The 14270-nt window shown below is 66.0% G+C and carries 14 protein-coding genes and 1 pseudogene; 5 read left to right on the forward strand and 10 right to left on the reverse strand.

From position 1 onward, the window contains the following. Position 1: 1 nt before the first annotated feature. The 6 genes from AWC12_RS28930 to AWC12_RS28955 are packed head-to-tail and all read right to left on the reverse strand — an operon-like array spanning position 2 to position 8065. Positions 2–700 (reverse strand): response regulator, encoded by a 699-nt coding sequence (locus AWC12_RS28930; RefSeq protein WP_024448018.1) that lies wholly within the window; start codon positions 698–700, stop codon positions 2–4. Continuing rightward, positions 697–3258, reverse strand: coding sequence for a DUF4118 domain-containing protein (locus AWC12_RS28935; RefSeq protein WP_085178295.1), 2562 nt, complete (start codon positions 3256–3258; stop codon positions 697–699). Before AWC12_RS28935 ends, AWC12_RS28930 begins: the two co-directional genes overlap by 4 nt. 27 nt (positions 3259–3285) lie before the next feature. Next, entirely contained in the window at positions 3286–4146 is an 861-nt protein-coding gene (locus AWC12_RS28940; protein ID WP_085178296.1) for a potassium-transporting ATPase subunit C, read from the reverse strand. 1 nt (position 4147) lies between these two features. Then, positions 4148–6304 (reverse strand): potassium-transporting ATPase subunit KdpB, encoded by a 2157-nt coding sequence (gene kdpB, locus AWC12_RS28945; protein WP_085178297.1) that lies wholly within the window; start codon positions 6302–6304, stop codon positions 4148–4150. A 1-nt stretch (position 6305) separates the two neighbouring features. Beyond that, a complete protein-coding gene (gene kdpA, locus AWC12_RS28950; protein ID WP_085178298.1) occupies positions 6306–7976 on the reverse strand; it encodes a potassium-transporting ATPase subunit KdpA in 1671 nt (556 codons plus the stop codon). Further along, on the reverse strand, positions 7976–8065 hold the full coding sequence (locus AWC12_RS28955; RefSeq protein ID WP_081660082.1) for a potassium-transporting ATPase subunit F: 90 nt from the start codon (positions 8063–8065) through the stop codon (positions 7976–7978). Before AWC12_RS28955 ends, kdpA begins: the two co-directional genes overlap by 1 nt. 314 nt (positions 8066–8379) lie before the next feature. Between AWC12_RS28955 and AWC12_RS28960 the strand changes: the two genes are divergently transcribed. Beyond that, positions 8380–9051, forward strand: coding sequence for a type III PLP-dependent enzyme domain-containing protein (locus AWC12_RS28960; protein ID WP_036465583.1), 672 nt, complete (start codon positions 8380–8382; stop codon positions 9049–9051). 3 nt (positions 9052–9054) lie between these two features. On the opposite strand, the gene AWC12_RS28965 is transcribed toward AWC12_RS28960, so the two are convergent. Next, the gene (locus tag AWC12_RS28965; protein WP_085178299.1) at positions 9055–9315 is read right to left on the reverse strand and encodes a hypothetical protein; all 261 of its coding nucleotides are present in this window, start codon (positions 9313–9315) and stop codon (positions 9055–9057) included. A gap of 78 nt (positions 9316–9393) precedes the next feature. Then, positions 9394–9669: a DUF4235 domain-containing protein gene (locus tag AWC12_RS28970; RefSeq protein ID WP_024448011.1), complete on the reverse strand. Its 276-nt coding sequence runs from the start codon at positions 9667–9669 to the stop codon at positions 9394–9396. A gap of 107 nt (positions 9670–9776) precedes the next feature. Here AWC12_RS28970 and AWC12_RS28975 point away from each other — a divergent pair, with 107 nt between their 5' ends. Continuing rightward, complete coding sequence (locus tag AWC12_RS28975; protein ID WP_085178300.1) at positions 9777–10307, forward strand: DUF6328 family protein; 531 nt, start codon at positions 9777–9779, stop codon at positions 10305–10307. Between the two features lie 36 nt (positions 10308–10343). Then, positions 10344–10568, forward strand: a pseudogene (locus AWC12_RS28980) (SDR family NAD(P)-dependent oxidoreductase); the annotation flags it as partial. Between the two features lie 33 nt (positions 10569–10601). On the opposite strand, the gene AWC12_RS28985 reads toward AWC12_RS28980, so the two are convergent. Further along, on the reverse strand, positions 10602–11318 hold the full coding sequence (locus AWC12_RS28985) for a pyrimidine reductase family protein (protein WP_085178301.1): 717 nt from the start codon (positions 11316–11318) through the stop codon (positions 10602–10604). Then, positions 11315–11830, reverse strand: a complete 516-nt coding sequence (locus AWC12_RS28990; RefSeq protein WP_085178302.1) for a flavin reductase family protein — start codon at positions 11828–11830, stop codon at positions 11315–11317. Before AWC12_RS28990 ends, AWC12_RS28985 begins: the two co-directional genes overlap by 4 nt. A 103-nt stretch (positions 11831–11933) precedes the next feature. Here AWC12_RS28990 and AWC12_RS28995 point away from each other — a divergent pair, with 103 nt between their 5' ends. Both AWC12_RS28995 and AWC12_RS29000 read left to right on the forward strand, forming a co-directional pair. Continuing rightward, complete coding sequence (locus AWC12_RS28995) at positions 11934–13115, forward strand: zinc-dependent alcohol dehydrogenase (RefSeq protein ID WP_024448006.1); 1182 nt, start codon at positions 11934–11936, stop codon at positions 13113–13115. Positions 13116–13193: 78 nt separating this feature from the next. Further along, positions 13194–14210: a DNA topoisomerase IB gene (locus AWC12_RS29000; RefSeq protein ID WP_085178303.1), complete on the forward strand. Its 1017-nt coding sequence runs from the start codon at positions 13194–13196 to the stop codon at positions 14208–14210. The last annotated feature ends 60 nt before the right edge of the window (positions 14211–14270 follow it).

A 14270-nucleotide genomic window follows, 5' to 3' on the forward strand; every position in this document is an offset into this window, starting at 1 on the left:
GTCACTCCTGGAAGCGGTAGCCCATCCCGGCCTCGGTCAGCAGGTGCACCGGGTGCGACGGATCATCTTCGAGCTTTCGCCGAAGCTGCGCCAAATAGACTCGCAAATAATGGGTTTCCTTCGCGTACGTCGGGCCCCACACCTCTTTGAGGAGTTCCTCGCGGCCGACGAGCTTGCCGCGGTTGCGGACGAGCATTTCGAGCATGCCCCACTCGGTCGGTGTCAGGTGCACCTCGGCGCCGTTCTTCGTGACCTTCTTGGCGGCCAGGTCCACCGTGAACGACGACGTCTCGATCACCGGCTCGTCTGTCTCCGCAGCGGCAGCGCCCCGGCGCACCGCGGCGCGCAGCCGGGCCAGGAACTCGTCCATGCCAAAGGGTTTGGTGACGTAGTCGTCGGCGCCCGCGTCGAGTGCTTCGACCTTGTCCAGCGAGTCGCTGCGAGCGGACAGCACGATCACCGGTGCCGTGAGCCACCCCCGCAGGCCGCCGAGCACCTCGATGCCCGACATGTCGGGCAGTCCGAGATCGAGGACGATGACGTCGGGTCGCCGTTCGGCGGCCAGTTTCAGCGCTTCGGTGCCTGTGGCCGCCGTCAGTACCTCGTAGCCGCGAACCGAGAGGTTAATCCGCAGAGCGCGCAAAATCTGCGGCTCGTCGTCGATCACCAGGACACGCGTCTTCACCGGCGTCGTGGTCATGACGCGCCGCCGGCTGCCAGGTCGATTTCGACTGTCAATCCGCCGCCGGGGGTGTCCGACGCCGAGATCGTGCCGCCCATCGCTTCCACAAAGCCGCGAGCGACCGAAAGGCCAAGTCCGACACCGCTGCTGGTGTCCTGGTCGCCGAGTCTCTGGAAGGGGGCGAACAGCTGCGTCTCGGCGCCGCGGGCGATCCCTGGCCCTTCGTCGGCCACCGCGATCAGCACTCGATCGCGGATGCGGCCGGCAGTCACGCGGATCGGGCCGTCGTGTGCGTAACGCACGGCGTTGTCGATGACGTTGGCCAGGACGCGTTCGAGCAGCCCGCTGTCGGCCATGACGACGGCGCCGTCGACTTCCACCTTCACCCGCTCCAGCCCGGCGCGCAGCCCGGTGTTGCCGCGGGTGATGCTGAGGAGGGCGCGCGGTACGGCCTCCTCGAGGTAGACCTCGCGAAGCTCGGGTTTGACGGCGCCGGCCGCCAACCGTGAGGAGTCGAGCAGGTTGCCCACCAGCGCGGTCAGCTGATCGATCGATTCCTCCACGGTGGCCAGCAGCTCGGCGGTGTCTTCGGCGGAGAAGTCGACATCGCTACTGCGCAGGCTCGACACCGACGCTTTGGCAGCCGCCAGCGGTGTGCGCAGATCGTGGCTCACAGCCGATAGGAGTGACCGGCGCAGCTCGTCGGCTCTGGCGATGGCGGCGGCTTTGTCGGCCTCCTCGGTCAGCGCTTGCTGCGTGGCCAGTCCGGCGGCTTGCTTGGCGACCGCACCGAGCACCCGGCGATCGCGCGCGGCGAGTTTGTGGCCGGAGAGCAGCATCCAGAACTCGTTGTCGCCGACCTCGATGGCTGTGTCGGCGGTATCGACGTCCACGCAGGGCGTGGAGCCCACGCATCCCACGATCGCATGGCCATCTGGTCCGTCGCGGAGCAGGCTCACCGATTGCTGCGCATACGTCTCGCGGACGCGTTCGAGGAGGGTGTTGAGGTCGGCACCGCGCAGGACCGAGCCGGCGAACAGGGCCAGCAGTTCGGCTTCCTGTGCGGCGCTTCGGGCTTCGCGGGCACGCTTGGCGGCACCGTCGACGAGCGCGGCCACGGCAACCGCCACCGCCAGCAGCACGACGATGGTGATCGCGCTGTCGGGTTCGTTGATCGTGAACGTGTAGCGGGGCTCGACCAGGAAGTAGTTCAGCAGCAGGCCCGACAGCACCGCCGACAGGGCCGCCGGTGCCACGCCGCCCAGCAGGGCGACGACCAGCACGCCGATGAAGAAGACCGCGCTCTCGCCACTGACACCGAGAAAGATGTCCAGAATCGCGACGTTGAGGGCGCAGATCGCGACGGGCACGACGACGGCGGCGATCCAGGACATGGCGTGGCGGTCCCGTGGTGTGATTCGCGACCAAAGTGATTCACCGCGGGCCTGATCGTGGGTGACCATGTGGACGTCGATGCTGCCCGACTGTTGCACCACGGTGGCGCCGATACCTTCGTCGAAGATACGGGCCCACCGCGACCGCCGGGATGTGCCCAGAACCAGCTGGGTGGCGTTCATTTCGCGGGCGAACTCCAGCAGCGCCGCGGGGACGTCGTCACCGACGACGGAGTGCAGGGTGGCGCCCAACGATGTCGCAAGCTCGCGGACCTTGCCCATCTGCGGCGCAGAGATTCCGGCCAGGCCGTCACCGCGAACCACGTGGACGACCATGAGTTCGGCGCTGGACTTTGATGCGATGCGAGACGCCCTGCGTACCAAAGTCTCCGACTCCGGGCCTCCGGTCACCGCGACGACGACACGCTCTCGGGCTTCCCACGTGGCGGTGATCTGGTTGTCGGCCCGGTATTTCTCCAGTGCGGCGTCGACCTGGTCGGCCAGCCACAGCAACGCCAGTTCCCTTAGCGCCGTGAGGTTTCCGCGTCGGAAGTAGTTCGACAGCGCCGCATCGATCCGTTCGGGCGCGTAGACGTTTCCATGTGCGAGCCTGCGCCGCAGTGCTTCCGGCGTGATGTCGACCAGCTCGACCTGCGAGGCGTTGCGGACGACTTCGTCGGGCACCTTTTCTTTCTGCTCGATGCCGGTGATCTGGGTGACGACGTCGTTGAGGCTCTCGAGGTGCTGCACATTGACTGTGGAGATGACGTTGATTCCGGCGTTGAGCAGTTCCTCGACGTCCTGCCAGCGTTTGGGATTCTTGCTGCCCGGGGTGTTGGTGTGGGCCAATTCGTCGACCAGGACGACGTCGGGGTCGCGGGCGATGACGGCCGGCACGTCGAGTTCGGGGAAGGTTCCCCCGCGGTAGTCGATGTACCGCGGGGGAACGACTTCGATGCCTTCGAGCAGCTCGGCGGTCTTTTTTCTGCCGTGGGTCTCCACGACGGCGGCGACGAGATCGGTGCCGCGCTCGAGGCGTCGGCGCGCCTCGCCGAGCATCGCGTAGGTCTTGCCGACACCGGGAGCCGCGCCCAGATAGATGCGCAGCTCACCCCGTTTCGGCCGATGGTGCGGTGTCGCCACCACTTCATCATCCACGCCGGTGCCTGGTGGTGTGCTCATCGTCGGCGCGATTCCCGGGATTGCCCGTCACCCTCGGCTGTCGAGGGCCAGGTTCAGTTCCAGCACGTTGACCCGCGGCTCGCCGAGGAAGCCCAGCCAGCGTCCCTCGGTGTGGTCGGCGACCAGTGCGCGTACCTCGTCCGCGCTGATACCGCGAGCCTCGGCGACCCGGTTGACCTGTAGCTCGGCGTAGGCCGGTGAGATGTGCGGATCCAGACCACTGCCGCTGGCTGTCACCGCATCGGCGGGCACGGCCGGGTCGGCGGGCGCCGCGCCGCGGATCGCGACGATCTGGCCCTGTGAGAAGTCGCTGCCGTCGTTGCACTGCACCCGCACGCCCTCGTAGGTGTCCAGGAACGGCGTTGTGGTGTTCTCGCACAGCTGGTTGACGCTGACGACCCTGGTCGGGTTGACCACATTGCCTGCTGCGTCGCGCGGCCCGATCACCGACAGCACCGCGCCGACACCGTCGCCGGTGCAGAACGGGCGTGCGCCATTGGCGCCGTCGAGTTCTCCGACAGCCAGGCTGCGACTGCACACGGCGGTCAGCAGACTGGTGCGATCGGCTGTGTCGACGATGTCCTCGGGGCCGAGGTTGGACGCGCTGGTCGACAGCGGGGCGTACCCGTCACCCGCCGCTGACGGGCGGGACTGGAAGTACTGCGGCAGCGGATTGCCGTCGGCGTCGGTGAACAGCTGCCCGATCAGGTTGCTGCCCAGGGCTTTTCCGTCGACCTCGACGATCGAGCCATTCGCTTTGGTGTCGAGTCCGGGCAGCTGCGCGATGGCCCACACGAGGACGGGGTAGGCCAGCCCGGTGATGACGGTGAGGACCAGCAGCGCGCGCAGCGCGGCAAAGTGTTGACGAACCAGAACAGAGAACTTCATGTCAGGACATCCCGGGGAAGAGTTGGACAACCAGGTCGATCAGTTTGATGCCGATGAACGGCGCGACGATGCCGCCGAGCCCGTAGATGGACAGGTTGCGGCTCAACAGCTTTGACGCACTGGCCGGGGTGTACTGGACGCCCCGCAGTGCCAGCGGAATGAGCGCGACGATGACGATTGCGTTGAAGATGACCGCCGACAGGATCGCTGACTGCGGGCTGTGCAGCCGCATCACGTTGAGCAGGTCCAGGCCGGGGAACAGCGTCACGAACAACGCCGGAATGATGGCGAAGTACTTGGCGATGTCGTTGGCGATGGAGAACGTGGTTAGCGCGCCGCGGGTGATGAGGAGCTGCTTGCCGATCTCGACGATCTCGATCAGCTTCGTCGGATCGGAGTCGAGGTCGACCATGTTGCCAGCTTCTTTGGCCGCGGAGGTGCCCGTATTCATCGCGACACCCACGTCGGCCTGAGCCAGCGCAGGAGCGTCGTTGGTGCCGTCGCCGGTCATGGCGACGAGCCGGCCGCCGGCCTGCTCCTTCTTGATCAGCGCGAGCTTGTCCTCCGGCGTCGCTTCGGCGAGGAAGTCGTCGACGCCGGCCTCGTCGGCGATCGCCTTGGCGGTCAAAGGGTTGTCGCCGGTGATCATCACGGTGCGAATACCCATGCGGCGCATCTCGTCGAAGCGTTCCCGCATGCCCTGCTTGACGACATCTTTGAGCGCGATGACGCCGAGCACGTGCGCGTCGCCACCGTGCACGCGACCGACGACGAGCGGGGTGCCGCCGGAGCCGGACACCTCGTTGACGATGTCGGTCAGTTCGGTGGGTACCTCACCGCCGTGGTTGCGCACCCATTCCGCGACGGATGCGGCTGCGCCCTTGCGCAGCGACTGTCCGTCTTCGAGATCGACGCCGGACATCCTTGTGGTGGCGCTGAATTCGACCCAGTGCGCGCCGGAGAGTTCTCCCGGGTGGCGGGCGCGCAGCCCGTGAGCCTCTTTGGCGTGCACAACGATCGAGCGACCCTCAGGGGTTTCGTCGGCCAGGCTGGACAGCTGCGCGGCGTCGGCGAGCGTGTCGATGTCGACGTTCGAGAGCGGAAAGAAGTCGCTGGCCTGCCGGTTGCCCAGCGTGATGGTGCCGGTCTTGTCGAGCAGCAGCGTGTTGACGTCACCGGCGGCCTCGACGGCGCGACCCGACATCGCCAGCACGTTGCGCTGCACCAGCCGGTCCATGCCGGCGATACCGATCGCCGACAGCAGAGCCCCGATGGTGGTCGGGATCAGGCACACCAGCAGCGCGACCATGACGATGCCGGTGACGCCGTTGCCGTCGAGTGCCAGTGTGTCCGGTACGCCTGGATTGTTGGCCTTGGAGAAGATCGCCAATGGCTGCAGCGTCGCGACGGCGAACACGAAGATGATCGTCAGCGCGCTCAGCAGGATGTTCAGGGCGATCTCGTTGGGCGTCTTCTGCCGGTTGGCGCCCTCGACGAGCGCGATCATCCGGTCGACGAAGCTCTCACCCGGCTTCTGGGTGATCTTCACGACGATGCGGTCGGACAGCACGGTGGTGCCGCCGGTGACCGCCGACCGGTCGCCGCCGGACTCGCGGATCACCGGTGCCGACTCGCCCGTGATGGCCGATTCATCCACCGAGGCAATGCCTTCCACGACGTCACCGTCGCCCGGTATGACACCTCCTGCTTCGACCACGACGTAATCGCCCTGGGCGAGCAGAGGGGCGGCCACCTGCTCCTCGGTGCCCGGCTTGCCGGGCTCCCACGACATCAGACGTCGGGCCACCGTGTCGGACTTGGCCTTTCGCAGGGTATCGGCCTGCGCCTTGCCGCGCCCTTCGGCAACGGCCTCGGCGAGGTTGGCGAAGATGACGGTCGCCCAGAGCCAGAACACGATGAGCCAGGCGAACCACGATGGGTCGAGGAAAGCGAGGACGGTGCTCCACGCCGCGCCGAGCTCGACGATGTACATCACCGGGTTGCGCCACAGCGTGCGCGGGTCGAGCTTGCGCAGCGCGTCGGGCGCCGACTTCCAGAGCATCTTGGGGTCGAGCAGTCCGCCTCCAACACGCGACTTCTCGCGCTTCTTCTTTTCGGCGGCACGGGTGTTGGCCGACTCAATCATGGTGACCGTCATTTCAGTGGAGTCCTTCTGCAAGGGGTCCCAGCGCGAGCATGGGCAGGAACGTCAGCGCGACCAGGATCAGCGTGACGCCGGAGACCATTCCGACGAACTGGGGCCGGTGGGTCGGCAGTGTTCCGACAGATTCCGGCGTGTGACCTTGTTTGGCCAGTGAGCCGGCGAGTGCGAGCACCAGGATGATCGGCAGGAAACGGCCGAACGCCATCGCCAGCCCGAGCGCGGTGTTGTACCAATCGGTGTTGACGGTGATGCCCGCGAACGCGGATCCATTGTTGTTGCCCGCCGAGGTGAATGCGTAGAGCACTTCCGACAGGCCGTGCGGACCGGTGTTGAGCATGCCGGCCCGTTGCCCGGGCAACGCCATGGCCAGTGCGGTGCCAGTGAGCACGATCAATGGCGTGACCAGGAAATAGGTTGCGGCGAGCTTGATCTCACGCGGGGTGATCTTCTTGCCCAGGTATTCGGGGGTGCGACCGACCATCAGCCCGGCGACGAAAACCGTTATGGCTGCCAGCACGAGCATGCCATAGAGGCCGGATCCGACTCCGCCAGGCGCGATTTCGCCGAGTTGCATGTTCAGCAGCAGGACCATTCCGCCGAGGCTGGTGTAGGAGTCGTGGAACGAGTTGACCGAACCTGTCGACGTCAAGGTCGTGGATGCGGCGAAGATCGCGGAGTTGGCAACGCCGAAGCGCTGTTCCACACCTTCCATCGCTGCGTTGACAGCGGTGGGCACCGTGCCGTGGTGTTGCAGCTGGGTCCACAGGATCGCCGCCCAGCTGATGGTCGCCAGGGACGCCTGAACCGCTACGATCGCCAGACCCTGCTTGGTGCTGCCGACCATCCGGCCGAACGTGCGCGGCAGGGAGAAGGCGATCACCAGCAGCAGGAAGATGATGATCCAGTTCGTCCACGTCGTCGGGTTCTCAAAAGGGTGCGCCGCGTTGACGTTGAAGAAGCCGCCGCCATTGGTGCCGAGGTTCTTGATGGCCTCCTGGCTGGCGACCGGGCCACCCGGAATCGTCTGCTGCGCACCGGCAACGGTGTCGACCACCTGGGAGTGCAGCGAGAAATTCTGGATGGCGCCTCCAGCGACGAGCGCGATCGCGGCGACGACCGAAATCGGGAGCAGGATACGCAGCGTGCCTCGCACCAGGTCGATCCAGAAGTTGCCCAGATCGCCGGTGCGGGTACGCACGAAACCGCGCATCACGGCCACGGCGACGGACATGCCGACGGCGGCGGAAACGAAGTTCTGCACCGCCAGTCCGGCCATCTGAACGAGGTGGCCGTAGGTCGACTCACCGGAGTACGCCTGCCAGTTGGTGTTGGTGACGAAGCTGACGGCGGTGTTCCACGCCAGCGCCGGCGTCACCTCCGTGGCCGGGTCGGACAGGTGCAGCGGCAGATAGTTCTGCAGGAGCTGGAACGCGAACAGGAACAGGATCGACATCGCCGAGAACGCCAGCACGCTGCGGGCGTACGCGCCCCAGGTCTGTTCGGCTTTCGGGTCGGCACCGATGATGCGGTAGATGCCCTTTTCGATGCGTGAGTCCTTGGTGGAGGAGTACACGCGGTACATGTAGTCGCCGAGCGGAACGTGCACGGCAGCAAGGGCGACGACGAGGGAGACCAGGAACAGGATTCCCGCGGTGGTGCTGCTCACTAGAACCTCTCGGGAAGGAAGAGGGTGACGAAAAGGAAGATGCCGATCGCGATCGCAAGGATCAGCCCGACGGTATTGGCGACGCTCATCGCTCCAGCACCTTCACTGCCCCGGCGAGCAGTGCGAACACCGCCACCGTCAACAGGACATAGAAGAAAACAGCCATCGGGTATCAGTGCTCCTGCGTTCGTTTACGCCCCCGCCGGTGGTGGCGGGATGCGCACGCCAACGTATGCCCGAAGCAGGGCGCCTGAGCTGGGCGTTAACGGTTTCTTGACGCCGGTCGCCGGAGTTTTTACGGACTCCATGCAGTGGGATGCGCGGCGTCAAAATCTGGGAGCGTTCCGTCAAGGATCTGTATGGATCGACCCCTGCTGCCAGCCGACGGGCGTACACCGAATTCATGACGATCGTGGACGTCCCAATAGCGCCGCACCGGCTGTCGACTTCGGTGCACGCGGTGCGGCGGATTCTGCCGATGGCCGGATGCGCGGTGCCCGCCGCGGCACTACGCAACCCTGGGGTGGCCGCATGGGTGCGCGCGCACGGCCTGGCGGTGGCGGCATGCGGTGACGAGGAATTGGACCTGGTTGAGTCGAGTGGCGTCCAACCGGTTCACGTGATCCTGCGGTGCGACCCGGTGACGCCCACGATCCGCCGCGCGGCCGCGCTCGGGGTGGTGCGCTTCGTGGTGTCGACCGAGCGGCACGTCGACGTCCTGTCGAGGTGGGAGGACCCTCCGAGACAGGTGCTTCTCGACGATCAGGGTCCCGCTGTCCTCGGAGAGCGACGGCTGGATGTCGTCGGAATGCATTGCGACGTCGATGATTCGCAGGGTGCAGTCGAATGGGGTGTTGCGGCGGAACGATTGTTGAGCCGGATGGCGCTGATGAAGACCTGCGGTTTGCAGCTGACGCGGATCAGCTTGGCGGGTGGGTCCGCCGGCAGGTGGTTGGCAGGTGGCGCAGAGGAGCTGAAGGCGATCGCATCCGCGGTGGACGACGCGTTGGACGCGGGGTGCGCACGGTGGCGTCTGCCGCGGCCAGCGGTGGTGCTGGCGCCGCTGGGGATGTAGGCGTCAGCGCTCGACGACGCCCGCCGCCTGCGCACTGGAGACCATCTCGCCCCAGGCGTGCAGGCCGGCCACGAAGACCACCAGCGCGGTGGCCAGCGCGATCGACGACACGACCCAGTGGGCGACAGGTGAGACGGTGGCCGGCGACGCCACGAGCATCATCGCCAGGCTTGCCGCCAACGCGAACACGGACGTTAGCCACGTTCGCTGCGTCTCGCCGCCGAGCACGTTGCGCGTTTTGGGAAACTCTACGGTTCCAGCCATGACTCTTACAGTGAGACCGCCTGCTAGGAGTGGCCTCACCGATAGCTGTGCAAATCCTTTGAAGTCGACGTGAGCTTGCTAAGCCGGCGGTAGTTCGTGGGTGACGGCACGGTAGCCGCGAGCGCCTGCGCGTTGGAGCGCGGCGCGAACGAGGCCCACGATGAGGCCCTGGATGGCGGCCGCCACGAACACGGTCTTGGCGCTCTGGGTGAGGTCTTTGGCGTCGGGTGGCTCCGGGTCGTTGTCGCCGATGCGCTTCCAGACCTGGCCGAAGATCGCACCGGCCAGCAGGCCACCTCCGACGCCGGTGGCCACCGACAGCGGCGTGTACAGGGATCGCGCGACCTTGCTCATCGTCACTCCAATGCGTATGCGGCGCAGTTCGGGTCCAGACCCGACTACCCCGGTAGGTGCCAGTCAAACGCGCTACACGGCGAGGCTGCTGGTGGGAGGATCGGTCGATGGACGCCGAGCATCCGCACCCGGTGGGTCGGCCCTATCACCGGCCCCATGATGATGAGAACTGGGACCTGGCCCAGCGCGACGAGACCGAAATTCAACGGCTGGACCGCAACTGGGCCAGCCTGCTGCAAGAGTTGCGGGTGGTGCAGACCGGGGTTCAGCTGTTGACGGGGTTCCTGCTGACCCTGCCGTTCCAGCAGCGTTTCGAAATCCTCGGTGACCACATGCAGGGTGTGTATCTGGCCACGGTGTGTGCGGCGGTGGCGTCGACCGCGCTACTGATCGCTCCCGTCGCGATGCACAGGTTCTTGTTCCGTCGGCACCGCCTCGACGTACTGGTCCGGGCGGCGCATCGGTGCGCCTATGCGGGTCTGCTCCTGCTGGCGATCGCGGTGGTCGGCATGACGATGATCATTTTCGACGCCGTCGCGGGCTTCTATTCGGCGCTGATCGCCGGTGGCTGCGCTTTGGTGCTGTTCGCCACGTTCTGGCTGGTGTGGCCGTTCTCGAAGCGCATAGCCGAGCGATAGCCGTTTTGGGCGTTTCACCACGGGTACGTGGTCGCCATGTCTGACGATGTGACACCCGATGCCGTGATTCCCTACCCCGGCGCGACGGGGGACATGGCTGAGCGCCCTCGCGACGAGATGGCCGATTACACGGGCACGGGATTGCTGGCAGGGAGGAAAGCTCTTGTCACCGGCGGTGATTCGGGCATCGGCAGGGCGGTCGTTGTGGCCTTCGCCAAAGAGGGGGCCGACGTGGCGATTGCCTACCTGGAGGAGAAGGACGGCGAGGTGCTCGCCCCCATCGGCGGCGAGACGCTACCCGGCTGACTCCCTGACGTATTTGAGGAACAGGTAACCGTCGGGGTTGACGAGCACGTGCCCCAGCCGCAGCGAGATCGGGGACGTCAGGCCCGCGGGCGTTCCTGACCCCACCGGCTGGTATCCGGCCAGGCGCGGCGCCAGGGTGACGCAAAGCTCGTCGACCAGGTCGGCGGTGACGAGTTCGTCGAGCAGAGTCGGCCCACCCTCGCAGAGCACCCGCGACATTCCCTGTTGGCGGAGCTGACTGACAGCGGCGCCGATATCGACGGTGTCTTCTCCGGCCGTCACTACCTCACAGCGTGTTTCGCGATTTTCGCGGGCACCCCGTTCGCTGGTGACGAGGATCGGGGCGGTTGGCGAGCCGAAGATGCTCTCGGGCAGCCGACCCGATTGGGACACGACGGCGATCGGCGGTGGCTGTTCACCGAGCCCCAACTCTCGTCTCTGCTCACGGTGTTCGGGCCGCAACCGCACCGGGCCGTAGTTCTCCGCCCGTGCGGTGCCCGCGCCGACCAACACCACGTCCGCGTAGGCGCGCAACGCGAGCAGCAGCTGGAAATCGGCCGGACACGACAGCGGTCCGGCACGGCCGGTGAATGCGGCGGCACCGTCGGCGCTGAAGATCATGTTGCCGCGCAGCCCTTCCGGCGCAGGCCGATACCCGTGGTCCTCGACGGGACTGCCCGTGGGCAGAGCAGTCAATTCAGTCATGCGTCGTGTCCGGGTTCGATGTCGCGGACATCGGAGAACGAGATCAGGTCGCCCAATTGTTCTGGGGCGCGGCCGCTGATGGGCTCGAGGAGGTGGCCCACGTGGTCTCCCAGGTCGAAGCGTTGTGCGACACGGCCGACGAACCATGCCGCAGCAGCGTCGAGTATCGGCATCCCTTCCGGGCCGATGCGCCAGCCACACTGTACGAACTTGTCGGTCGAGTCACCGGTGGTGCCACCGAACAACTTCGCCACGTCCAGTTCTGCCCTCGGCAGCAGGTGCACCGCGAGGTGGTCGGCCTTCCTCGCGACGGTGAACGTGTGATTCTTGCGGGACAGGCCCACCATGAACTTGGGCGGGTTGATGCTTGTCTGTGACGTGAATCCGACCAAGCAGCCGGCGAGGTGGCCCGCCGATGCCGTCGTGACGATGAACATCGGATAGTCGAGCAGCGACACCACGTTTTCGAATGCCGCACTGCCGTTCTCGACGGCGCCCGGTTCGTCGTGCATTCAAGGACCTCCTCGCGCGGACCAGCATTGCCCTTCGACACTGGCGTCAAACAGACGCCGGTGAGCGACGTTTGGCAGGGTCGTCACCGGGTAGTGACGGGCCATGAAGGCAGTGACTTGGCACGGTAGGCGCGACGTGCGCGTCGACACCGTCCCCGACCCCGAAATCAAAGAGCCCACCGACGCGATCATCGAGGTTACGTCCACCAACATCTGCGGATCGGATCTGCATCTCTATGAGGTGCTCGGCGCATTTATGAACGAGGGCGACGTGCTCGGGCACGAGCCGATGGGCATCGTGCGGGAGGTGGGCTCCGCGGTGACCAACCTCGCGGTGGGTGACCGGGTGGTCATCCCGTTCCAAATCTCGTGTGGGCACTGCTTCATGTGCGACCAGAAGCTGTTTACCCAGTGCGAGACAACGCAGGTACGGGACCAGGGGATGGGCGCGGCGCTGTTCGGCTATTCGGAGCTGTACGGCTCGATTCCCGGCGGCCAAGCCGAGTATCTGCGTGTCCCGCAGGCGCAGTTCACCCACATCAAAGTTCCTGAGGGACCGCCGGATTCGCGTTTCGTATACCTGTCCGACGTGCTGCCGACCGCATGGCAGGCCGTCGCCTATGCAGGCATTCCCGAAGGTGGCACCGTCACTGTCCTCGGACTGGGCCCCATCGGGGACATGGCCGCACGGATCGCCCAGCATCTGGGCTACCAGGTGTTCGCGGTCGACATGGTTCCTGAGCGGCTTGAGCGGGCGATCGCCCGCGGAATCCACACCATCGACGCCGGCAATGTCGACGGGTCCGTCGGCGACGAGGTGCGCAGGCTCACCCAGGGGCGCGGGAGCGACGCGGTGATCGACGCCGTCGGCATGGAGTCGCACGGCTCCCCGGTGGCCAAGGTCGCTCAGCGCGCCGCCGCCCTGCTTCCCGACGCCGTTGCGAAGCCGATGATGCAGAAGGCCGGGGTCGACCGGCTCGACGCGTTGTACTCGGCCATCGACTGTGTGCGGCGCGGCGGCACGCTGTCGCTGATCGGCGTCTACGGCGGGATGGCCGATCCGTTGCCGATGCTGACCCTGTTCGACAAGCAAATTCAGCTACGGATGGGACAGGCCAATGTGAAGAGGTGGGTCGACGACATCATGCCGCTACTCACCGATTCCGACCCCCTGGGCGTGGACACGTTCGCCACCCATGTGCTTCCCCTGGACGAGGCGCCGCACGCCTACGACATCTTCCAGAACAAGCAGGACGGTGCCGTCAAGGTCATATTGCAGCCCTGAGCAGGGGTAATAGTTTGGGCGACACGAGGATTGGGCACCCCGGCGGGGTAAGGTCACGGTCCTGAGAGGTCCCCGATTGTGCGGCTCACACGTAGCAAATTGAATTCGGCGGGCATTGTCAGGAAGCGCCGCGGCAAGGGGTTTGCCTACTACGGTCCCGACGGCGAACTCCTCGCCGACGACGACACCGCGCAACGCATCAAAGACCTGGTGATTCCGCCGGCGTGGAAGAACGTGTGGATCAGCCCGACGCCGAGCGGGCACATCCAAGCGGTCGGCACGGACGTCGCAGGTCGGCGCCAGTACCTCTATCACGAGCGGTGGCAGCAGGAACGGGCCGAAGAGAAGTTCGATCGTGTGCTGGAACTGTCGACCAGGCTTCCGGAGTGGCGCGCCCAGGTGTCCAAGGATCTGTCCGCCCGAGGACTGACCCGCGACCGCGTGCTGGCCCTCGCGCTTCAGCTGCTGGACCGGGGATATTTCCGTGCCGGCGGCGAACAGTCCGCCGAGGAGTTCGAGCACTACGGGCTGGCGACGCTGCTCTGTGAGCACGTGACGTTGCGTAAGGGAGTGGTGGCGTTCGAGTATCCCGCTAAGAGCGGTGTGCAGCGCAGCATCGAGATCGAGGATCCCGAGGTCGTGCGCGCCGTGAAGTCTTTGATGCGACGCAACGGCGGGTCCGAGCGGCTGCTGGTCTGCCGGGGTGGAGCCGACGGTGCCTGGGTGGACGTCCGCGCCGACGATCTCAACGCACGTTTCAAGGAGCTCGTGGGAGAGGAGTTCACCGTCAAGGATCTCCGCACCTGGCACGGCACGGTGCTGGCGGCAGCGGCGTTTGCGAGCGCGAAGGAGCCCACCTCGCCGACCAGGATCAAGAAGGAGACTTCGGCGGTGATGAAAGAGGTCTCCGGGGAGCTCGGAAACACCCCCGCGGTGGCCCGAGCGTCGTATGTCGACCCTCGTGTGGTCGACGGATACGCCAAGGGAATGACCATTTCGTCTGCGGTGAAGCGAGCCGAGAAAGCGGCCGATCCGAACGAGTCGCAGGCCGTGCTGGAGAAGGCCACGCGCACGTTGATGTCAGCAGTCACGTAATTCCCCAGGTATGAGGGGTTGTCCGTCACGTAATTCCTCACCCGCCGTCACGTAATTCCC

Source organism: Mycolicibacterium iranicum, from assembly GCF_002101705.1.
GTDB lineage: Bacteria > Actinomycetota > Actinomycetes > Mycobacteriales > Mycobacteriaceae > Mycobacterium > Mycobacterium iranicum.